This window comes from Vibrio atypicus (assembly GCF_009811315.1).
Taxonomy (GTDB): Bacteria; Pseudomonadota; Gammaproteobacteria; order Enterobacterales; family Vibrionaceae; genus Vibrio; species Vibrio atypicus.
The window spans coordinates 347,298-370,160 of sequence record NZ_BLID01000004.1 but is presented as its reverse complement, the minus strand read 5'-3'; the positions used below and the strand labels follow the sequence as shown (position 1 = coordinate 370,160).

Below are 22,863 nucleotides of genomic sequence, written 5' to 3'. Positions count from 1 at the left end.
CATGTTGAATCTTATCTCTAAACTAAAACAGCTTGCGGCGAAAGGCTCTATCCGCCAATTGGATTATCAATTCGCGCGCTTTATTCAAACACAATCGAATGATGATTGTCTGGCATTTATTGCTGGTGTGGTAAGCAGTGAATTAGGCAAAGGACATATTTGTTTGCCTCTGACTGATCCGCAGGGTCAAAGTACAGACTTGGCAGCCAAGTTAGGTCTGTTTGGTGATAATGCGCTTGAGCTGAATAGTGAATTGGTCTCTATCGATTGGCATCAGCGATTAAATGACTCATCCCTAGTTGGTAAACAGGGTGAATCACTTCCTCTTATCTTCGATGGCGAACGACTTTATCTTCATCGCTACTGGCATTACGAAGTCACACTCGCAGATAGATTAAATAGCTTTGGGACTCCTATGATCCTAAAGCCTGAAGAAGGCCAGAAACTGACGGAATTATTGAATCATTTATTTGCGCGAAACTACCGCTATCTTTTTGAAAGTATTAATAATGAACCTGATCTTTCGGCGGTTAAAATTCAACGCTTAGTCTGTGACCATTTGGACATAGTGGCAGAAGAAACGTTGGATTGGCCTACCATAGGCCAAAAGCTCTCTACAGCCAAAAAAATTGAACAATACTCGGTGCTTGATGAGCTCGTTCCGTTGTCTGCTTGTGTCAATTGGCAGAAGGTTGCGGCCGCGGTGGCACTGACAAGGCGATTCGCTGTTATTTCTGGTGGACCTGGTACCGGTAAAACGACCACAGTGACCAAACTGCTTGCCGCGCTTATTGAACAAGCGAAGCAGAGCAACGATCTACCGACAATTAAGCTGGTGGCACCAACGGGTAAAGCTGCGGCTCGTCTGACTGAGTCTATTGGTAAAGCTGTTGCACAATTACCTGTAGAAGAGGCGCTTAAACAAGCCATTCCAACAGATGCGAGCACCATCCATCGTTTACTTGGCGCATTGCCTAACAGTGCAGAGTTTAGACATAACCAAAACAACTTGCTGCATTTAGACATTTTGGTGGTGGATGAAGCCTCAATGGTTGATTTGCCAATGATGTATAAATTGGTTGATGCACTACCTAAACACGCTCGCTTGATTTTATTGGGGGATAAAGATCAGCTCGCCTCAGTAGAAGCGGGGGCGGTACTGGGAGATATCTGCTCATTCAATCAATTTGGTTACAGTGCTGCGCAAGGCAATTTGGTAGCTCAACTGACAGGCTATAAAACGCTATCTCATTGTAATCAGAGCAACATCTCTATTGCCGATAGCTTGTGCATGCTGCAAAAGAGTTACCGCTTCGATGCTCGTTCGGGGATTGGCCAGTTAGCAAAAGCGATCAATGCGGGCTCAGCGCAGCAGGTGGATTGGGTATGGCAGAAATCGTTTGAAGATATTGCTAAGTATCCGATAGATAGCCAGCACTATACGCATATGATTCAAACGTTAGTGGCTGAGTATAGTCATTACTTGAAACGTATTGAACGTGTCGAAATGAACCCAGATACAGGTGAAGAAGAGACACTTAAGCAACGAGCTAAATCGGCCTTAGATGCGTTTAGTCGCTGTCGATTGCTTTGTGCGATTCGCGAAGGTGACTTCGGTGTGACGGGCCTTAATCAGCGTGTTGAACGAGCTTTAGTCACTCGCAAGTTAATTCAAGTACAGGATGAGCTTTGGTATCACGGTAGACCTGTCATGGTGACTCGAAATGATCACGGGCTCGGTTTGTATAATGGTGATATTGGGCTTTGCATTCGAGATGAGCAAGAAGGCAAACTGAAAGTATTTTTTGAATTGCCTGATGGTACGGTGAAAGCAGTATTGCCAAGTCGAGTGCCTGAACATGAAACGGCCTACGCGATGACGATTCACAAATCTCAAGGCAGTGAGTTTGAGCATACTTTAATGATCTTGCCGCCGGAATTTACGCCTATCTTGACTCGTGAGCTGATTTACACAGGGATCACACGTGCCAAAAAACGTTTAAGTCTGTATATCGATGAGCGAGTGATGAAGCGTGGTATCAAGATTAGAACGGAAAGGGCGAGTGGGTTGGTGAGTCGCTTGAGTGGTCGGTTTGAATCTTAGAATGAAGTGTTGCGTAACCATCCCTGGTTAGCAAAATTAAGCCAGCAGCAATTTATACAAGAGCGGTAGTAAAAGAGATGCTGCGGATGTGGTACTTTTCCTGATAGTTCAATATGAAGGCTTTTAGGCCTTCTGTGACAGGGAAAACACAGTGTACATCCAAGCCCTCTAATAGCTCGTTATCCGCCATATCCCAAAAGCTCTGAATTGAGTTGCAAATAATAGTTTTCATCGAATCGTGCTCTTAGTGACGTTGTTATCAACCTAAGCAATCCGTGCAACTTGACCTGAAAAGGTGAAGCAGAGATGAGTCCTATCGGCTCCTTAAATAAGGAGCCGAAATTTTAACCAATAGAGGATATGAAATAAAGGGTATAAAGTCGGAATTTATGTCAACTTTACGCAATTGTGTCTCTACTTTGAGAAAATTAGGGGTTAAAGTTCGATAGCGAGTACTTTTGACTTTCGCTGGTAGTTATAGAGGTTCTGTTTATGAGAAGGCAGGAAGTTGACATTCATCTCGTGGAAACCTTGTTCTCTAAACCAATGTAAGCTGTGGGTCGTTAATACGAAGATATGCTTAATACCTTGAGCTTTTGACTGTAGTCGCATGTGATTAAAGAGTAATAACCCACGATTTCCATCCCGGTACTCTGGGTGAATTGCGACGCAGGCCATCTCGGCCATCTTCTCTTCTGGATAAGGGTATAGAGCGGCGCAACCTATTATGAGGCCATCTTTTTCAATAATGGTGAATTGATGGATTTCCTGCTCCAACTGCTCACGGGAGCGGCGAACCAATACACCTTGTTCTTCCAGTGGGCGAATCAAATCGAGAATACCACCGATATCATCAATATCTGCCAGCCTGACTTGTTCAGCACTTGCTTGTACGACTTGCGTGCCGATACCATCTAGTGAGAACAACTCTTGAACCAGTGCACCATCAACTTTATAACTCACTAAGTGACTTCTTGGTACGCCAGCATGACAAGCGGATATCGCTGCGCGTAAAAAACGTAAAGTACCGGAAGAGTTATCGCCTCCTACATCTACATCTTGCTCAAGTCTCTGCAGGAACTGTTCAGCTTCACGTGGGAAGAGCTCAGCAAGTGCATTACCATCTTCATCGATAATGCCTTGCTCGGAACAGAAGCCGATTAACTTATCGGCTTTTAATCGGATAGCGACTTGAGTCGCCACCTCTTCTGAAAGCAAGTTAAAGGACTCACCTGTTACTGAGCTTGCAATTGGGCCAAGCAAAACAATAGAGCCCTGATCCAGCATGCGGTTAATGCCTTCAACATCAATCCGGCGAATCTTGCCGCTGTGACAATAGTCGACACCGTCATCGACACCAAGAGGTTGAGAAATCACAAAATTACCACTCACGACATTGAGCTGAGTACCTGCCATCGGTGTATTGCTTAGACTCATAGAAAGTTGAGCGGTGATGGCAAGTTGCAACTGACCAGAGGCTTGCATGACATAATTGAGGGTAGTTTCATCCGTTACACGGATCCCTTTGTGATAGGGCGAAAGGTGGTCATTTTTTTCTAAAATACTCGTGATCTGTGGCCTTGCCCCATGCACCAATACGATTTTTACTCCAAGGCTGTGTAATAAAGCTAAATCGCTAATGATGTTGGAGAAGTTGTTGTCAGCAACTGCTTCACCGCCAAGCATGATCACCATGGTTTTGCCTCGGTGAGCATTAACATAAGGGACAGACTGTCTGAATCCTTTTACGAGTGCTGTGTTTCTTATTTTCACGGTACAACCTAGTGGTGAATTTATATTTAATAATATTGCAATTTTATTCCATTTTGAGCAAGCGAATTTTTGGAACTGCTTTCTGATAATTATATAGCGGTTATTGTTCGATTTAATTTTAGGTGTTATAGAAGGCGAAAATGAGTGAATGAAGCTCGATAGATGCTGCGTTTGTATGAGTTTAGTCTTACACTAACTGCATAGGTGAGGTAATTATTACTACCATAACTAGAAATCAAGTGGATAATTTGAGCGCGCGTAAAAAGAAAGTTGTAGAACGAACAGTATTGCTACTGGCGCTGTGTGCTGCAGCGGCGTTGATCGCCTTATCTGTCCCGCTTTATCAGCACTATTTATCGATAACTTACCCTAAGTCGAACGTTTATGGCACTTGGGTAGAGCAAGATGTTGCACGTTATTCTGCGGAAATATTTACTTTGGGCCCTGCTGGTGTGTCGATCGATGGTGGCGTGGTGGACACTCAGTACAGTTTTGATGGGACTTATGTGGAATACCAGGTCGGTGATAAGGAGCGTCGTTATTTAATGCTCAATGAAAGCTTTACTAAGATGAAACTTATCTCTCAGCCACATTATCAACCTGTGTTCCATTTGTCAGAAAACGTTAAAAATAACATTCGCTAACCTCTCTTTGATTGCGCAAATTCCTTGAGTTTGTCATGCTGATTAGATTGCTAGAGAGGAATCTAATCCGTGTTCAAAAAATATCTTCCTATCGCTGCAGCCACGTTACTTTTTGGCTGTGCTCAACCGACCGAACGTGCTCAACAATATACGGGCGACGAATTCAACACGATTTTGAATAAAACTGCAGTTGTTGAATCTGACAAACCGCGTGATTTTACCGAGTTTCATAAGCAGGCTGAACAAGTGGTCAATAAGTCGCCTTCTATGGCTTCGGTTTATCAACCTCTGTATGAAAAGCTGAATGAATGGGTACTACAAAGTGGTGACCCAAGTGAACTAGCAAATTTTGATATTCAAACAGCGCAACTAGGTGGCGGTGATAGCAAGGGTAACGTGTTATTTACTGGCTATTTCTCTCCAGTGATGGAGTTACGCCATGAGCCGAATGAAACCTTCAAATACCCTGTTTATGGCAAACCAAATTGTGATAGCAATTGCCCAACTCGCGCTGAAATATACTCGGGTGCACTAGCTGGTCAAGGGTTAGAGTTAGGCTATGCGGCGAACATGATTGATCCGTTTTTAATGGAAGTGCAGGGCAGTGGATTTGTTCATTTTGAGGATGATGACACGCTTGAGTATTTCGCTTACGGCGGCAAAAATAATAAAGCTTATGTCAGCATTGGTCGCGTCCTGATTGAGCGTGATGAGGTCGCGCGTGAAAACATGTCGATGAAAGCGATCAAAGACTGGGTGCTAGCTAACGATGAAGCAACCGTGCGTGAACTGTTAGAGCAGAACCCTTCATATGTGTTCTTTTTGCCACAAGCCGATGCGCCTGTGACAGGATCGGCAGGTATCCCTCTATTGCCAATGGCATCAGTTGCGGGTGATCGCTCAATCTTTCCAATGGGTACGCCAATCTTAGCCGAAGTACCTTTATTGAATGCCGATGGTACTTGGAGTGGTGCTCACCAATTGCGTCTGTTGATTGTCCTTGATACTGGAGGTGCAGTGAAAAGAAACCACCTAGACCTATACCACGGAATGGGGCCAAGAGCTGGCACTGAAGCGGGACATTACAAACACTTTGGCCGAGTCTGGAAACTTGGTTTAAAAGGTGGGGTAACGCAAGCGCCTTGGGCAATACCACCAGAGAAGTTACAATAGAACTTCACATCTAGACTTTTTAATAAAGAGTGCGTATAAATCGCACTCTTTATTTTTGTACCCTGACTTAGCGGAAGAATAGCACCATGCGCGAACTCGATACTCCAGCTTCTGATAACTACAACCAACGTTTTGGCGGCACTCGTCGTTTATACGGTAATAGCGAAGTAGAAATCCTACGCGCAGCGCATGTCTGTGTGATTGGTATTGGTGGTGTAGGATCGTGGGCAGCGGAAGCGTTAGCTCGAACGGGTGTGGGTGAATTAACCTTGATTGATATGGATGATGTTTGCGTTACCAACATCAACCGTCAGATTCATGCAATGTCAGGGACGGTAGGCCAGAGCAAAATTGAAGTGATGGCAGAGCGCATTAAATTGATTAACCCTGAGTGTAAAATCAATCTGATTGATGATTTTATTACACCAGACAATCAGCATGAGTACTTGAGTAAAGAGTTTGATTACGTACTGGACGCGATTGACAGCGTAAAAGCGAAAGCATCACTGCTTGCATATTGTCGCAGCAATAAAATTAAAGTGATTACGACTGGTGGCGCTGGTGGTCAAACAGATCCAACTCAAATCAAGGTGGCGGACTTAACCAAAACTATTCAAGATCCGCTGGCGAAAAAGATTAAAGATACCTTGCGCCGTCATCATAACTTTCCGAAGAATCCACAGCGTAAGTTCAATATCGAGTGCGTGTTTTCTACTGAGCAGTTGAAGTACCCACAAGCTGACGGCAGTGTTTGTGGAGTCAAATCGACAGCGGAAGGACCAAAACGTATGGATTGTGCTAGTGGGTTTGGTGCGGCGACGGTTGTTACGGCGACGTTTGGTTTTGTTGCGGTTGCGCGCATCGTAGAAAAACTGATTCAAAAGCACAGTAAATAGTTTGGTTCGATCTGGAGAGTAGTATGTCCTCGTTTCCTCAATCCCCGTTTGGTCACGAAATCAGTGCTGAAGATATTGCACAAACAATGCAAAACTTCAAAGGCTGGGAAGACCGTTATCGCCAAGTAATTCAATGGGGCAAAAAGCTCCCATCAATGCCAGATGAACTAAAATCTGAACAGGTAACCGTCTCTGGGTGTGAGAGTGTCGTTTGGCTAGTGAGTGAGAAGCTTGATGGACAATGGTATTTTTGCGCCGATTCGGATGCGCGTATCGTGCGCGGTTTAATCGCTTTGGTGATGGCGGCTTATGATGGTAAAGGCGCCGAAGAGATACAATCATTTGATATTGATGGTTACTTTGAAAAACTCGGCTTAATTGCTCACTTAAGTCCATCTCGTGGTAATGGCTTGAAAGCAATTGTTGATCAGATCAAGCAAACTGCCACTTAAAATAACATTGTTCAATAAATAACCACTTCTATATTAACGCCTTAGTAATTTCATGGCTTTACTGTGCTTGTTGTCACCGCGTAAAGGCTGTACAATTCGCGCCCTTAATTAATGTTCCGTCGCTTGAGAGGCCACATGACCACTGAAAAAATTAATCTACTCGACTTTGATCGCCAAGGTATGCGTAAGTTTTTTGCCGATGAACTCGGTGAGAAAGCGTTCCGTGCAGATCAAGTCATGAAGTGGATCTACCATTTCGGTGTCGATAACTTCGATAACATGACCAACATTAACAAGAAGCTACGTGAGAAACTTCAGCATCGCTGTGAGATCAAAGCCCCTGTGGTAGCAGAAGCTCAACACTCTTCAGACGGCACTATTAAATGGGCGATGAAAGTTGGCGATCAAGACGTAGAGACGGTATACATCCCAGAAGATGACCGCGCTACGCTGTGTGTTTCTTCGCAAGTAGGTTGTGCACTGGAATGTAAATTCTGTTCAACTGCTCAGCAAGGTTTCAACCGCAACTTGAAAGTGTCTGAAATCATTGGTCAGGTTTGGCGTGCTGCGCGCGAAGTTGGTCTACAAAAAGAGACAGGGCGTCGTCCAATTACTAACGTCGTAATGATGGGTATGGGTGAGCCGCTTCTAAACATGAAGAACCTGATCCCAGCACTAGAAATCATGCTTGATGACCTCGGCTTTGGCCTTTCAAAACGTCGTGTAACCGTATCGACATCGGGCGTTGTTTCTGGCCTTGACCAAATGACAGGTAAAATCGATGTAGCCTTGGCAATTTCTCTTCACGCGCCAAACGACAAGCTGCGCAGTGAAATTATGCCAATCAATGACCGTTGGGATATTCAAGATTTCCTAGCGTCAGTGCGTCGCTACATTGAATCTTCAAATGCTAACCGCGGTAAAGTAACTGTAGAGTATGTGCTACTTGACCATGTTAACGATGATATGGACCATGCACGTGAATTGGCAGAGTTGATGAAAGACACGCCATGTAAAATCAACTTGATTCCATTTAACCCTTATCCAGGTTCGCCTTATAAGAAGCCAAGTAACTCACGTATTGACCGTTTCCAGAAAACGTTAATGCAATACGATCACACGGTGACGATTCGTAAAACTCGTGGTGATGATATTGATGCTGCATGTGGTCAGTTAGTGGGAGACGTTATCGATCGCACTAAACGTACAGCGATGAATAAAGCGGCAAAAGGTGACACTATCGCCGTAAAAGCGGTGTAATACTTAAGTCGAAAATTACTAAGCCAGAGCCTTGCTCTGGCTTTTTTGTTACATCAATACACAGATATTCTGTCAAATTAAGGAAAAACCTTGAGCTGACTGTAAATTATGCACATCTCTTGTGTTGTTTCATCCTTGATATCTATTAGAATTGAAAGTTAACACTCTAAAGAGGCATCTTTGAAATTTCGTGGAGTGTGGCTTGGTTCGGAGCTGGCATCTCCAAGCAAAAATTCATTAAACATGATTGATACAAGACTACCAATAAAGAAAAACAAAAGTAAATGCAATCGTGCTCATAAAGTTAAGAGATAAATTACGACCATGACAGCTGAAAAAGAAATGACAGCAACAGAGCAGACGCATTCAAATGTAGTCGAAGCGGGGACGCTATTAAAACAAAAGCGTGAACAACTAGGATTAAGTCAAAAACAGATTGCTGATCGCCTGCGTTTACGTGTTTCGATTATCGAAAGTATTGATAACAACGAGTTCTCTTCTGATCTCGTAGCAACCTTTACTAAAGGTTATCTTCGTTCTTACGCGAAAGCGGTAGGTATCAGTGAAGCGGAAGTATTGAGCGCTTACACTACGCTCGATAATCCTGAGCCAGAAGAACAAACAATGCAGAGCTTTTCTCGCCAAACAAAGCGTGAAAGACATGACAGCCGCATTATGACGATCACTTGGGGAATCTTGGTGGTCATTATCGGTATCTCGTCAGTTTGGTGGTGGCAAAATCAACAAACTAGCATCGTCGATTTGACTCAAGCAACAGATCAGGAATTAGAGCTGGAGCAGCAACTTGAAAATGCTCAACAAGCAGAGCTTAATCCGGCTGAACCTGTGTTGGTCGTTGAGCCAGCAACAGAGCAAGACGCTGAACCAACAACCCTACCAGAAGTTGTAGAGCCTGAAGTCAGTGAAGAACTTGTCACACCTGAAAGTGAACCAACACAGCCAGTAGAAGAAGTGGCGAAAATTGAGCCAGTTGCAGAGCCTCAAGCGCCTGTAGAAGAGCCTGTACCTACCGTAGCCGCGAATCTACTCAGCATGACATTTAACGGTGATTGCTGGATTCAGATTAAAGACAAATCAGGTAAAACGATTTCTAGCGGTGTGAAAAAATCGGGTCAAACTTTAGAATTGACCGGAGAAATGCCATATAAAGTGGTTTTAGGCGCGCCAAGAAACGTTTCAATGACATTAGCAAGTGAACCTGTCGACCTTTCTGGGTATACTTCAGGCAAAGTTGCAAGATTCACCTTACCTTAGATATTACTATGCAATACGAATCTCCTATTAAACGTCGCCCATCGACTCGTATCTACGTGGGCGATGTACCTATTGGTGATGGCGCACCTATCGCAGTGCAGTCGATGACCAACACAAGAACAACAGACGTAGACGCGACTGTTGCTCAAATCCGAGCGTTAGAAAACGTAGGTGCAGACATTGTTCGTGTCTCTGTGCCAACGATGGATGCTGCAGAAGCATTTAAGCTCATCAAACAGCAAGTAAACATTCCTCTTGTTGCAGATATTCATTTTGATTACCGCATTGCGCTTAAAGTCGCGGAGTATGGTGTTGATTGTTTGCGTATCAACCCAGGTAACATCGGTAATGAAGAACGTATTCGCTCTGTTGTTGACTGTGCTCGTGACAAGAATATTCCAATTCGCATCGGTGTGAACGGTGGCTCTCTGGAAAAAGATATCCAGATGAAATACGGCGAACCAACACCGGAAGCGCTGGTTGAATCAGCAATGCGTCATGTGGATATTCTGGATCGCCTTAACTTCGATCAGTTTAAAGTGAGTGTGAAAGCATCTGATGTTTTCCTAGCGGTTGATTCTTACCGTTTGCTGGCTAAGAAGATTGACCAACCACTTCACCTTGGCATTACAGAGGCTGGTGGTGCTCGCGCAGGTGCGGTTAAGTCCTCTGTGGGCCTTGGTATGCTTTTGGCCGAGGGTATTGGTGATACATTACGTATTTCGCTAGCAGCAGATCCTGTAGAAGAAATCAAAGTTGGCTTTGATATTCTAAAATCATTACGTATTCGCTCTCGTGGCATCAATTTTATTGCGTGCCCAAGTTGTTCTCGTCAGGAGTTCGATGTAATCGGTACGGTGAATGCTCTAGAACAGCGTCTAGAAGATATTATTACTCCGATGGATGTTTCCATCATTGGTTGTGTTGTGAATGGCCCAGGTGAAGCGGAAGTTTCTCATTTAGGTCTTGCAGGCAGTAACAAGAAGAGTGCTTTTTATGAAGACGGAAAACGTCAAAAAGAGCGCTTCGATAACACTGACCTTGTGAATCAACTGGAAGCGAAGATTCGAGCGAAAGCTTCTATTCTGGATGAGCAACAACGCATCGACATTAAAGTACAAGATTAATCTCAACCAAGATTACGGTAAGTAAGACAAATTACGGTAGATATTGTGGCAAAAACTATTCAAGCAATTCGAGGCATGAACGATTGTCTCCCAACTCAATCACCACTGTGGCAGAAGCTAGAAAGCACAGTGAAAAACGTAGTCAGCGCATACGGTTATAACGAAGTGCGCATGCCAATCGTTGAGATGACGCATCTATTTAGCCGTGCAATTGGTGAAGTAACAGACGTTGTTGAAAAAGAAATGTACACGTTTGAAGACCGCAACGGTGACAGCCTAACGCTACGTCCTGAAGGGACTGCGGGTTGTGTACGTTCTGGTATCGAAAACGGCTTGTTGTACAACCAAGAACAGCGCCTATGGTACATGGGTCCAATGTTCCGTCACGAGCGTCCACAAAAAGGCCGTTACCGTCAGTTCCACCAATGTGGCGTGGAAGTGTTTGGTCTAAATGGTCCAGATGTAGATGCAGAGCTTATCATGATGACCGCACGTCTATGGCGTGAGTTGGGTATCGACAAGCATGTTCGCCTTGAATTGAACTCTATTGGTTCTCTAGAAGATCGCGCGAACTACCGTACGGCATTGATTGCATTCTTAGAACAGCACATCGATGTTTTAGATGATGACTGTAAGCGTCGTATGCACACTAACCCATTACGTGTACTGGATACTAAGAATCCGGATGTACAAGCGATTCTGGGTGACGCGCCACGTCTATCTGATTACTTAGGCGAAGAGTCGAAAGAACATTTTGCTGGTTTGTGTGAACTTCTTGACGCTGCAGGTATCGAATACACAGTAAATGAACGTTTGGTTCGTGGTTTAGATTACTACAACCGCACGGTATTTGAGTGGATCACTGAGAGCTTAGGTTCTCAAGGCACAGTGTGTGGTGGTGGCCGCTACGATGGTCTAGTTGAACAGCTAGGCGGTAAAGCGACACCAGCTGTAGGCTTCGCTATGGGTCTAGAGCGTCTTGTGCTGATGCTAGAAACACTCGAGCTGAACGAAGTACGTCGCAGTGTTGACGTGTACATGGTAACAGCAGGTGAAGGTACGACTATCGCGGGTATGAAGCTGGCAGAACAGCTACGTGAGAAAGTGCCTGGTCTACGCGTAATGAACCACTTCGGTGGCGGTAACTTTAAGAAGCAGTTTAAGCGTGCAGATAAAGTGGGTGCAGCAGTAGCATTGGTTCTTGGTGAGAACGAAGTTGCAGACAATACAGTTGTACTGAAAGACCTTATCGGTGGTACGCAAGAGACTTACAGCCAAGCAGACGTTATTGCTAAGCTAGCTGAACTGGTTTAACAACATATTTTAGAGTGGCGAGGCATTCGCCACTTTTTATAAGAGGACAGGAAGTGGAACTCTACGATTCTGAAGAACAACAAGTAGAAGCAATCAAAGATTGGTGGAAAGAAAACGGTAAAGCGGTCATTTTTGGCGCAGTTATCGGTTTAGGCGGCCTATTTGGTTGGCGCTATTACCAAGATTCAGTGACAGCGGCTCAAGAAGCAGCGTCAGAGAGCTATACAAAAGCCGTTCAACAGCTAGCGACACAAGGCGCTGCCGCTGAAGGTACGATCCAAGGTTTTATTGACGCAAACAAAGAGACTCAATATGCCGTTCTTGCAGCACTTCAACTTGCAAAAGTTCAAGTAGAAGCAGGCAACATTGACGAAGCTTTAGCGCAACTAGAATGGGCGAAAACGGCAACTAAAGATGAAGCTGTTTCTGCTGTGATCAACTACCGTTTGGCTCGTTTAAAAGCTGAGCAAGGTGAGTTTGACGCCGCAATCGCTGAGCTTAACGCTATCACAGATGAAAGCTGGGCTGGTCGTGTTGCTGAACAGCGTGGCGATATTCTACTACGTAAAGGCGATACTCAAGCAGCGTATGCCGCTTACACAGAAGCTCAACAAGCAGGTGATGCGAGTCAGACTCTGCAAATGAAGTTGGATGATCTAGCCAAGTAAGGGCGACATGCATGAAGGAAATGCTAAAGAAAGCACTCGCAGTTGCCATCTTTACTGGTGTGCTTGCGGGCTGTGCTAGTGAAGAAGATACAATTGTCATGGCACCTGTACCACAGGTGAGCAGTGAATTTACTCCCCAAAGTGTGTGGAGTAACTCTATCGGCAATGGCGTTGATTTCTACTACTCAAAACTGTCACCAGAGTACGCTTATGGCAAAGTTTTTGTCGCAAGTCGTGACGGTAAAGTGAAAGCGCTGGATCCTGAAAATGGTAAAACATTGTGGGAACAAACCGTAGAAGCTGATGTTTCTCCACGTTTATCAGGCGGTATTACTGCAGGTTATAGCCAGTTGTTTATCGGTAGCGAAAACGGCGAAGTGATTGCTCTTGATGAAGAGACGGGTGAGCTAAACTGGCGTGTAGAAGTTGACGGCGAAGTTCTTGCGGCTCCGGCAACGGATAGCAACCTTGTTATTGTTCATACCAATAAAGGTACTGTCTTAGCGCTTAGCCAAGAAGATGGCTCAGAAAAGTGGGCGATCAGTACGGAAGTGCCAAACTTAACATTGCGTGGCAACAGTGCACCAGTGACAGTTTCAGGCGGTGTGTTCTGGGGAACGGCAAATGGTCGCCTTGCTGCTGCTATCGCTGAGCGTGGTCAATTGATCTGGCAACAACCAATTGGTCTTCCTCAAGGTGCAACGGAAATTGATCGTCTGGTTGATGTTGATGCAACGCCACTTGTTTTAGGCAGTACGCTTTACATTATTGGCTATAACGGCCAGTTGACAGCGATTGACCTGCGTACAGGCAAGCCTGCGTGGAAACGTAATTACTCATCGGCAACAGATATCGCTAGTGATGGTAGTCGTTTGTTCGTTGTTACCGATAAAGATCACTTAGCTGCTTTTGATGCGCGCAGTGGTACTGAGCTATGGAAGAACGAACGCTTAGAGCACAGACTTCTAACGGCACCAACAGTCATCAATGGCTATGTTGTTGTTGGCGATAGCGAAGGTTATCTCTACTGGGTTGATCGCAATAGCGGTGAGTTTGTTTCAAAGCAAGAAGTCGATAGTAGCGGTTTTGCTGTACCACCTATGGTTGTTCCTGGTGGTTACGTCTTAACGACGCGCGATGGCAATGTAAAGAAACTGACGATCAACGAGTAATCGTGTGATATAATTCACATTCGGCTCCTAGCTGGTAACAGTTGGGAGCCGTTTGTTTGTTTTGAAAACAAGAAGTTATGTGTGGTTATAGGTAAGTCGCCAATAGAGTGAAATATGGCGAGTTGTTACCTATAACTACATAAAGAAAAGTATATTGTAGAGGTTGTTATGGTTCCTGTTGTTGCTCTGGTAGGGCGTCCAAACGTTGGTAAATCAACGTTATTTAACCGACTGACTCGCACGCGTGACGCTTTGGTTGCGGACTTCCCTGGCTTAACTCGTGACCGTAAGTATGGCCAAGCTAAGCTTGGTGAACACGAATTTATTGTGATTGATACCGGCGGTATTGATGGCACTGAAGAAGGCGTAGAAACCAAAATGGCAGAGCAGTCGCTTGCAGCGATTGATGAAGCTGATGTTGTGCTATTTATGGTAGACGGCCGTGCTGGTTTAACTGCTTCAGATGAAGCCATTGCTCAGCACCTACGCAAAATTGAAAAGCCTTCGATGCTTGTTGTGAACAAGGTTGATGGTATTGACGCAGATGCAGCAAGCGCTGAATTTTGGCAGCTTGGTGTTGAAAACATGTACCAGATTGCTGCGGCTCACGGTCGTGGTGTAACTGCTCTGATTGATCTTGCACTTAACCCATTTGCTGAGAAATTGCTTGAAGAATCTAAAGGCGAAATCGAAGACTTAACTGATTTCATCGATGATGAAGAAGAAGAGAAACTTGATTTCACTGAAGAAGAAGCGGAAGCAGAATTCCAGCGTCTTCAAGATCAACCGATCAAGCTGGCGATTATCGGTCGCCCGAACGTAGGTAAATCAACGCTAACTAACCGTATTCTCGGCGAAGAGCGTGTAGTTGTTTACGATATGCCGGGTACAACTCGTGACTCTATCTACATTCCTATGGAGCGTGATGGTCGTGAGTACGTATTGATCGATACAGCTGGTGTTCGTCGTCGTCGTCGTATTAACGAAACCGTAGAGAAATTCTCGGTAGTTAAAACACTAAAAGCGGTAGAAGATGCGAACGTTGTTCTTCTTGTTATTGATGCACGCGAAAACATCTCTGATCAAGATCTTAGCTTACTTGGCTTTGCTTTGAACGCGGGTCGTTCAATTGTGATTGCCGTGAATAAGTGGGATGGTCTAGATACTGATGTTAAAGAACACGTAAAGAAAGAACTCGATCGCCGTTTAGGTTTCGTTGACTTTGCACGTATTCACTTTATCTCAGCACTGCACGGTACAGGCGTTGGTCACTTATTTGAATCGGTTCAAGAAGCCTATAAGTCTGCAACGACTCGTGTTGGTACTTCAGTTCTGACTCGCATCATGAAAATGGCAACGGATGATCACCAACCACCTATGGTTCGTGGTCGCCGTGTGAAGCTGAAATACGCTCACGCAGGTGGTTACAACCCACCAATCGTTGTAGTACACGGTAACCAGGTTAATGAACTTCCAGATTCATACAAACGTTACTTGATGAACTACTACCGTAAGTCTTTGGAAATCATGGGTACGCCAATTCGTATTCGCTTCCAGAGCAGCGATAACCCGTTTGAAGGTAAGTCGAATAAGATGACTCTGTCTCAAGAGCGTAAACGTAAGCGCTTGATGAGCATGATGAAAGATCGCAAAAAATAAGCTTATCTATTTGAGATAAGTTCTGAATTGAAATAAAGCGCCGTAGAATTCTATTGGCGCTTTTTTGTATTTATAGGTTAGAAAATGTCTATTACTCCAACAATCACTCAGTTTTGTCATCAGACGTGGCAACTTGAGTCTACAGCTCTTCTTGTTCAAGAATCCGATAATCAAATCTATGTAGTTACTGAGAAAACCCCATTTCACCCAGTAAGCCATATATGGCCCGATCACCCAGCAGATAGAGGCACTTTAAATGGTGTTGAAGTTGAAGATTGCTTAGTTGGGGCGGTTGAGCTCGAATCTAACACTCTATATGTTGGCAAAGCAATCCCAGTGAAGCGAGACGAACCAGGTTGGGCTTTTGTTGTGGTACATGTTTTAGCAAAAGCGGATTTAGCCATTGAAGAAGGACAAGTTGTAACCCTTCAAGTGGATAAGGAATACCAAGATAGCCTGAGCCGAGGTCACAGTGCTGGTCATATCGCTTACTTAGCATTGAACAAAGTGCTAGTTGAAGGTGCATATTGGCGTAAAGATGCCGACCGAAAAGATCCACATGGCTACTATGACTTTAATAGTTACGCACAAGAGACAAGCTTTGTAAGTGAAGATAAATGTCTTGATACCTATCGTTTAGGCAAAACACTGCGCAAACGCGGTTTGAATAGCGCTGATGTTCTAACAGATTTAAAAACTATTGAAGAGCAAGTAAATAGACAAATAAACCAGTGGTTGAATTTGGATTCTGTGATTAAGGTTGAGTGCCATGGTGAGTGCTTAACGGATTCACGTTACTGGCAATGTGATTTCAACGAAAAAAGTATCGCAGAAATCCCTTGTGGTGGTACGCATGCCTCTTCTTTGACTGAATTTGATGAAATATTAGTCACTTTAGCTCAAATAGATGCTCAGAATATTGAAATGCACACCGATGTAAAAGGGAAATAGTAGAAATACGATCTTTTTATTAAATTCTAATATCTTGCGTTATTTGTGTTTTATTGGTTTAGTATGCTGTTTTAAATTGAAATGCAGCATATGTAACTTATGCTTTCGGTATGTGGTTATATAAATATTCTTTTGAAGGCAGATCGCTGATCAAATCGTTATTCGCCCACGATCATACTATGATCTTTGTAAGTGTGCGTAAGCTAAAAGTAATACAAAGGTTGTATATGCTATCCTAAAGGCGGCTGAACTGTCGCCAAGTTGCTTTTTTGGGCACCAGTTCTCAGCAAATTATAATAATGAGTAAAGTCAAAGTAGAGCGCCATATGGATAACGAGAGGCTATTAGAAGCGCATCGTTCCGTGAATGGTTTATTAGGCAAGTTAGCATTAGGACTTGAGCGCGATAAGCTAAATCACGAAATTGTTACGCTTTCAGAGCACCTGTTTGGTCAGCGCCTAGCGTCAATATTACGCTTGGATTCTGAAATGCAAACATTACATCTTGAATATGCCCCGAATCTCCCTGATTTTTATAATGATGCGATTGAAGGGGTAGGGGTAGGAAGTACCATAGGATCTTGTGGTGCCGCCGCCTATCACAAAGTCCCAGTTGTTGTCGGGAATATCAACCAGCACGTAAATTGGGCACCGTTTACAGCCCTAACTCAACAAGCTAATCTCCATGCTTGTTGGTCTGTACCGATCCTTTCTCGTGATAATAAAGTATTAGGAACTTTTGCTATATACAGTAGTGTTCCTTCGGAGCCACAGCCTGATGAGATGGAAATCTTGCAAATGTTGGCATCGCTATACTCCATTGCTATCGAAAAATACTTGTTAGAGGAGCGGCTACACTTTCACGCGAGCCGTGATCCGTTAACGCTTTGCTATAACCGTCGTGTTCTCATTCAAAAGGTTGAGAATAGCTTCCGAACGGATTGTGGTAAGAAGCGCTATGTAGCGGCATTTTTTGCTGATATCGATGCCTTTAAATATATTAACGATCGTTTTGGTCATGAGATTGGTGATCAAGTTTTGATAGACGTTGCCGAATGGCTAAAACGTCAATTTTACTCCTGCTCTGCTATTGGTCGATACGGTGGCGACGAGTTTGTTGTGTTTAGTTGTTTTGAAACCGAATCAGAATTCATCGAGTTTTATCATCAAGTAAAACAGAAATTGCAGATTTTTTGTTTACTTGAAGAGTTTCAAGTTTCTATCAGTCTTGGCGCTGCCTGTGGTATAGATATTGATCATGACAGCTTAAAACAGTTGATCAGAGAAGCCGATGTTAGTATGTATCAGGTGAAACGCGAGCATAGAGGTCTAACCAAGCGATCTACTCCTGATTTTGATCATAGTTAGTCACTGACTGTTTGGACACAATAGAGCAAATTGTGAGGATTATTATGAACGAAAATCATTGCCCAGAATGCCAACAAGAGCTTGAATGGCAAGGCCATTATCATTGCTCTCAGTGTGATGAAGGCTATAAGAAAGTTGGATTTTGCCCTGATTGTGATGCGGAACTTGAAAAGCTACAAGCGTGTGGCGCTGCTAGCTACTTTTGTAACAGCTGCAATGAACTCAAATCTAAATCACGAGTTAGATTTGAGTTTCAAAAAATTAATTAACAGTAGAGCGAATTTCGCCATCAGATAAGCGGGTGACCAAGGTGTCGCCCGTTTTCATTTCAGATGCTTTGGTGATCACTTTGCCAGAATCGCTCTGGGTAATGGAGTAACCACGCTTCAATGTAGCTAGTGGACTGACTGTATCTAGTTTTTCTGCGGCTAAGGCAAGCTGATGACGTGTATTGAGTAGTTTTCTATCCATCGCATCTAACAGTTTTTGCTCTAGGCGCTGCAAGTTTGATTGCTGAATACTCAAACGTTTTACAGGCGAATTCAGTTCAAGTCTGTGCTGCTGGCGTTCAACCTTTTGCTGGCGCAATGATAGGTAGCGCTCCATTGAACGTTGAAGGCGCATTTCTAAATCATCAAGTTGTTGACTTTGACGCTGCAACTGATGATTAGGGTGCTGTTTCTCAAGACGGTGGAGTAGTGCAGTAGTACGTTGACGCTGTTGGCTAAGATAGTAGCGTAGAGCGCTCGCGAGTTTTTGTTGGCGAGTCACTAGTGCTTGGCCTTTGTGGCTGTTATCTCGACTAACCAGTTCAGCAGCCGCTGATGGTGTTGGGGCACGCATATCCGCGACAAAGTCGGCAATTGTCACATCCACTTCATGGCCAACGGCACTAATAATAGGTATTTGGCTCGCTGCAATCGTTCGCGCTAGGATTTCATTATTGAAACACCAAAGGTCTTCTAAAGAACCACCACCGCGTCCGACGATCAATACATCACACTCATTGCGGCTGTTAGCACAGCCAATCGCTTGAGCAATTTGCATAGCAGCCTCTTCACCCTGCACCATAGTCGGGTAAACCACGACGGGTAGAGAAGGGTCACGTCGTTTCAGTACATCGAGAATATCGAAAAGTGCTGCGCCAGTTTTCGAGGTGATCACGCCAACTCGTTTCGGATATTCAGGCAATGGTTGCTTATTGGTTTGAGCAAATAAGCCTTCGCCTGCCAACTTCATTTTTAACTCATCAAACTTCTGCTGCAACCTACCGTCGCCTTCTGGCTGCATACTCTCGATGATTAACTGGTAGTCACCACGCGGTTCATACAGTGATAAACGAGCTTTAACGAGAACTTGATTGCCGTTTTGCGGCTTGAAGGTAACACGGCGATTATTGCCACGGAACATGGCACATTTGACCTGGGCGCGAGAGTCTTTAAGCGTTAAATACCAGTGGCCGGAAACAGGAGCAGAGAAGTTTGAGATCTCACCGACTAACCAAACAATACCCATTTCATTTTCTAGTAACAGACGTACTTCAGCATTGAGACGAGAAACAGTGAAGATGTTTTGATTGGTCAGAGATGACACAGCTAATCTCGCGGACGTGAATATGGAAATTAGCGGCAATATAATACATATCAAGGGGGTAAATGCAAGAAAAAAATTAAAAAATTTGTGGTCAAGCGATTACGTAGGCCGTATAATCCGTCCGCAATATCTAATCCAAATGTAGTTAAGTTAGCAAAACTTACTGCCCTCATTATGCGAAACGATGAGACCGGATTGTTCTTTTTACTCCTCTAATTGTGAGATATTGCAAATGCTAAGAATTGCCAAAGAAGCGCTGACATTCGATGACGTACTACTTGTGCCAGCACACTCCACCGTTCTCCCAAACACAGCTGATCTTCGCACTCAGTTGACCAAGAACATCACCCTAAACATCCCAATGATTTCGGCGTCTATGGACACCGTTACTGAAGCTCGTCTAGCGATTGCGCTAGCGCAAGAGGGTGGCATTGGCTTTATCCACAAGAACATGTCTATTGAGCAGCAAGCGCAGATGGTTCACCAGGTGAAGATTTACGAAGCGGGCGTGGTTTCTCACCCTGTTACAGTAAGCCCTGATGCAACGATTGCTGATGTTGTTGCCCTAACAGAAAAGCATGGTTTTGCAGGTTTCCCAGTGGTAACGGATACTAACGAACTTGTTGGTATTATCACTGGCCGTGACGTTCGCTTTGTAACTGACCTTTCTAAGAAAGTAGATGTTGTGATGACACCTAAAGAGCGTCTAGCAGCAGTGAAAGAAGGTGCAACTCGTGAAGAAGTTCAAGAGAAAATGCACAAAGCGCGCGTAGAGAAAGTACTGGTAGTGAACGATGAGTTCCAACTAACCGGTATGATTACCGCAAAAGATTTCCACAAAGCAGAGCGTAAGCCTAATGCATGTAAAGATGCACAAGGTCGTTTACGCGTAGGTGCTGCAGTTGGCGCTGGCGCTGGTAACGAAGAGCGTGTTGCTGCTCTTGTTGAAGCGGGCGTTGACGTTCTACTTATCGACTCTTCACACGGTCACTCTGAAGGTGTTCTAAACCGTATCCGCGAAACTCGCGCAGCATACCCAGATCTAGACATCATCGGTGGTAACGTAGCGACAGGTGCTGGCGCTAAAGCACTTATCGACGCTGGCGTAAGTGCAGTTAAAGTGGGTATCGGCCCTGGTTCTATCTGTACAACTCGTATCGTAACTGGTGTGGGTGTTCCTCAAGTTACAGCTATTGCTGATGCAGCAGAAGTCGCAAACCAGCACGGTATTCCAGTTATCGCGGATGGCGGCATCCGTTTCTCAGGTGATATCTGTAAAGCTATCGTAGCGGGCGCATCATGTGTCATGGTTGGCTCTATGTTCGCGGGTACTGAAGAAGCACCTGGTGAAGTAATCCTATACAACGGTCGTTCTTACAAAGCTTACCGTGGTATGGGCTCACTTGGCGCTATGTCTCAAGGTTCTTCTGACCGTTACTTCCAGTCTGACAACGCAGCAGACAAGCTAGTACCAGAAGGTATCGAAGGTCGTATCGCGTACAAAGGTCGCCTAAAAGAGATCGTTCACCAACAAATGGGTGGTCTACGTTCAAGCATGGGTCTAACAGGCTCTGCAACTATTGAAGATATGCGTACTAAAGCTGAATTTGTACGTATCTCAGGTGCAGGCATGAAAGAGTCTCACGTACACGACGTTCAAATCACCAAGGAAGCACCAAACTACCGTCTAGGTTAATTTCGCTAGAGATTTATACACCTGACGTAAACGTTTGCTTTTTTCCTTGAAGCATTAAGAAGAGGCGAGTACACTCGCCTCCGTTTTAATCACTTAGCTTATAAGACTGCTCAAAATGACTAAAAATATTCATGACCAACGTATTCTGATCTTGGACTTCGGTTCTCAGTACACTCAACTAGTAGCACGCCGCGTACGTGAAATCGGCGTTTACTGTGAACTTTGGAGCTGGGATGTTGAAGAAGCGGATATTCGTGAATTCAATCCAGACGGTATTATCCTATCTGGTGGCCCAGAAAGCGTAACGGAAGAAAACTCTCCACGTGCGCCTCAATATGTATTTGACTCAGGTGTTCCTCTATTAGGTGTATGTTACGGCATGCAGACTATGGCTGAGCAGCTAGGTGGTAAAGTTTCAACTTCTGATGAGCGTGAGTTTGGTTACGCTGCGGTACAAGTTTCAGGCGATTCATCAATCTTCAAAGATCTTGAAGCTTCTCAAGACGTTTGGATGAGCCACGGCGACAAAGTTGTCGAGATTCCAGAAGGCTTCGTTAAAGCGGGCGAGACAGACACATGTCCTTACGCTGCGATGGCAAACGAAGAGAAGAAATACTACGGTGTTCAGTTCCACCCAGAAGTAACGCACACTAAAAATGGCTTACAAATGTTAGAGAACTTTGTTCTTGGCGTATGTGGCTGTGAGCGTCTTTGGACATCTGAGTCAATCATCGAAGACGCCGTTGCTCGTATTAAAGAGCAAGTCGGTGACGACGAAGTAATTCTAGGTCTATCTGGTGGTGTTGACTCATCTGTTGTTGCGATGCTGGTTCACCGCGCAATCGGCGACAAGCTAACGTGTGTATTCGTTGATAACGGCCTGCTTCGCTTGAACGAAGGTCAGCAAGTAATGGATATGTTTGGCGACAAGTTCGGCCTAAACATCATCAAAGTTGACGCAGAAGAGCGCTTCCTAGCAGCACTTGAAGGCAAGTCTGATCCAGAAGAGAAGCGTAAGACTATCGGTCACGTATTCGTTGATGTATTCGATGAAGAGTCTAAGAAGCTGGAAAATGCGAAATGGCTAGCTCAAGGTACAATCTACCCAGACGTTATCGAATCAGCGGCATCTAAGACAGGTAAAGCGCACGTAATCAAATCTCACCATAACGTTGGCGGTCTGCCAGACGATATGGAAATGGGCTTGGTTGAGCCACTACGTGAGCTATTTAAAGATGAAGTACGTAAGATCGGCCTAGAGCTTGGTCTACCTTACAACATGCTTTACCGCCACCCATTCCCAGGTCCTGGTCTAGGTGTTCGCGTTCTTGGCGAAATCAAGAAAGAGTACTGTGACTTACTACGCCGCGCAGACGCTATCTTCATTGAAGAGCTTCACGCAGCAGACCTTTACAACAAAGTATCGCAGGCGTTCACGGTATTCCTACCAGTTCGTTCTGTTGGTGTTATGGGCGATGGTCGTAAGTACGATTGGGTTGTATCACTACGTGCAGTCGAAACAATCGACTTTATGACAGCGCATTGGGCACACCTACCATACGACTTCCTAGGTAAGGTTTCTAACCGTATTATCAACGAAGTAGACGGTATTTCTCGCGTGGTTTACGACATTTCTGGTAAGCCACCAGCGACAATCGAGTGGGAATAAGATTAGGTTAACTCCTACATCTAACTCATTGTAAAATAAATAAAAGCCTTGATGGGTTCCACGTTGTGGA

Annotated in this window: 20 protein-coding genes; 17 read left to right on the top strand and 3 right to left on the bottom strand. The window is 44.5% G+C overall.

Annotation, left to right across the window (positions count from 1 at the left end; translation table 11 throughout):
• Nucleotide 1 precedes the first annotated feature (1 nt).
• Entirely contained in the window at nt 2–2,104 is a 2,103-nt protein-coding gene (recD, locus tag GVO60_RS11210; protein WP_159653961.1) for an exodeoxyribonuclease V subunit alpha, read from the top strand.
• A gap of 52 nt (nt 2,105–2,156) precedes the next feature.
• Here recD and GVO60_RS11205 read toward each other — a convergent pair whose 3' ends face one another.
• Both GVO60_RS11205 and argA read right to left on the bottom strand, forming a co-directional pair.
• On the bottom strand, nt 2,157–2,336 hold the full coding sequence (locus GVO60_RS11205) for a hypothetical protein (protein WP_159653958.1): 180 nt from the start codon (nt 2,334–2,336) through the stop codon (nt 2,157–2,159).
• A gap of 203 nt (nt 2,337–2,539) precedes the next feature.
• Nucleotides 2,540–3,877, bottom strand: a complete 1,338-nt coding sequence (gene argA, locus GVO60_RS11200; protein WP_159653956.1) for an amino-acid N-acetyltransferase — start codon at nt 3,875–3,877, stop codon at nt 2,540–2,542.
• 239 nt (nt 3,878–4,116) lie between these two features.
• Here argA and GVO60_RS11195 point away from each other — a divergent pair, with 239 nt between their 5' ends.
• From GVO60_RS11195 to GVO60_RS11130, 14 genes are all read left to right on the top strand, one after another.
• Nucleotides 4,117–4,521: a DUF2850 domain-containing protein gene (locus tag GVO60_RS11195; RefSeq protein WP_159653953.1), complete on the top strand. Its 405-nt coding sequence runs from the start codon at nt 4,117–4,119 to the stop codon at nt 4,519–4,521.
• 69 nt (nt 4,522–4,590) lie between these two features.
• Nucleotides 4,591–5,694 carry a murein transglycosylase A gene (gene mltA, locus GVO60_RS11190; protein WP_159653950.1) on the top strand — a complete coding sequence of 368 codons (1,104 nt, stop codon included), beginning with the start codon at nt 4,591–4,593 and terminating at the stop codon, nt 5,692–5,694.
• 86 nt (nt 5,695–5,780) lie between these two features.
• On the top strand, nt 5,781–6,590 hold the full coding sequence (tcdA, locus tag GVO60_RS11185; protein ID WP_159653947.1) for a tRNA cyclic N6-threonylcarbamoyladenosine(37) synthase TcdA: 810 nt from the start codon (nt 5,781–5,783) through the stop codon (nt 6,588–6,590).
• A gap of 23 nt (nt 6,591–6,613) precedes the next feature.
• Nucleotides 6,614–7,042 (top strand): cysteine desulfurase sulfur acceptor subunit CsdE, encoded by a 429-nt coding sequence (csdE, locus tag GVO60_RS11180; RefSeq protein WP_159653944.1) that lies wholly within the window; start codon nt 6,614–6,616, stop codon nt 7,040–7,042.
• 135 nt (nt 7,043–7,177) lie between these two features.
• Complete coding sequence (rlmN, locus tag GVO60_RS11175) at nt 7,178–8,302, top strand: dual-specificity RNA methyltransferase RlmN (RefSeq protein ID WP_159653942.1); 1,125 nt, start codon at nt 7,178–7,180, stop codon at nt 8,300–8,302.
• A gap of 324 nt (nt 8,303–8,626) precedes the next feature.
• The gene (gene rodZ / locus GVO60_RS11170; protein WP_159653940.1) at nt 8,627–9,577 is read left to right on the top strand and encodes a cytoskeleton protein RodZ; all 951 of its coding nucleotides are present in this window, start codon (nt 8,627–8,629) and stop codon (nt 9,575–9,577) included.
• Nucleotides 9,578–9,585: 8 nt separating this feature from the next.
• On the top strand, nt 9,586–10,704 hold the full coding sequence (ispG, locus tag GVO60_RS11165; protein WP_159653938.1) for a flavodoxin-dependent (E)-4-hydroxy-3-methylbut-2-enyl-diphosphate synthase: 1,119 nt from the start codon (nt 9,586–9,588) through the stop codon (nt 10,702–10,704).
• Nucleotides 10,705–10,749: 45 nt separating this feature from the next.
• Nucleotides 10,750–12,018, top strand: a complete 1,269-nt coding sequence (gene hisS / locus GVO60_RS11160; protein WP_159653936.1) for a histidine--tRNA ligase — start codon at nt 10,750–10,752, stop codon at nt 12,016–12,018.
• Nucleotides 12,019–12,071: 53 nt separating this feature from the next.
• Entirely contained in the window at nt 12,072–12,686 is a 615-nt protein-coding gene (locus GVO60_RS11155; RefSeq protein WP_159653934.1) for a YfgM family protein, read from the top strand.
• Nucleotides 12,687–12,697: 11 nt separating this feature from the next.
• A complete protein-coding gene (gene bamB / locus GVO60_RS11150) occupies nt 12,698–13,858 on the top strand; it encodes an outer membrane protein assembly factor BamB (protein ID WP_159653932.1) in 1,161 nt (386 codons plus the stop codon).
• Nucleotides 13,859–14,026: 168 nt separating this feature from the next.
• Nucleotides 14,027–15,517 (top strand): ribosome biogenesis GTPase Der, encoded by a 1,491-nt coding sequence (gene der / locus GVO60_RS11145; protein WP_159653930.1) that lies wholly within the window; start codon nt 14,027–14,029, stop codon nt 15,515–15,517.
• Nucleotides 15,518–15,601: 84 nt separating this feature from the next.
• A complete protein-coding gene (locus tag GVO60_RS11140) occupies nt 15,602–16,468 on the top strand; it encodes an alanyl-tRNA editing protein (protein WP_159653928.1) in 867 nt (288 codons plus the stop codon).
• Between the two features lie 326 nt (nt 16,469–16,794).
• Nucleotides 16,795–17,835 (top strand): sensor domain-containing diguanylate cyclase, encoded by a 1,041-nt coding sequence (locus tag GVO60_RS11135; RefSeq protein WP_159654219.1) that lies wholly within the window; start codon nt 16,795–16,797, stop codon nt 17,833–17,835.
• A gap of 44 nt (nt 17,836–17,879) precedes the next feature.
• On the top strand, nt 17,880–18,104 hold the full coding sequence (locus GVO60_RS11130; protein ID WP_159653926.1) for a zinc ribbon domain-containing protein: 225 nt from the start codon (nt 17,880–17,882) through the stop codon (nt 18,102–18,104).
• Here the strand turns inward: GVO60_RS11130 and xseA are convergent.
• Nucleotides 18,097–19,428 carry an exodeoxyribonuclease VII large subunit gene (xseA, locus tag GVO60_RS11125; RefSeq protein WP_159653924.1) on the bottom strand — a complete coding sequence of 444 codons (1,332 nt, stop codon included), beginning with the start codon at nt 19,426–19,428 and terminating at the stop codon, nt 18,097–18,099. The genes GVO60_RS11130 and xseA overlap by 8 nt on opposite strands.
• A 232-nt stretch (nt 19,429–19,660) precedes the next feature.
• Here xseA and guaB point away from each other — a divergent pair, with 232 nt between their 5' ends.
• Both guaB and guaA read left to right on the top strand, forming a co-directional pair.
• Entirely contained in the window at nt 19,661–21,124 is a 1,464-nt protein-coding gene (gene guaB, locus GVO60_RS11120) for an IMP dehydrogenase (protein WP_006877936.1), read from the top strand.
• Nucleotides 21,125–21,239: 115 nt separating this feature from the next.
• The gene (guaA, locus tag GVO60_RS11115; RefSeq protein ID WP_159653922.1) at nt 21,240–22,793 is read left to right on the top strand and encodes a glutamine-hydrolyzing GMP synthase; all 1,554 of its coding nucleotides are present in this window, start codon (nt 21,240–21,242) and stop codon (nt 22,791–22,793) included.
• Nucleotides 22,794–22,863 lie beyond the last annotated feature (70 nt).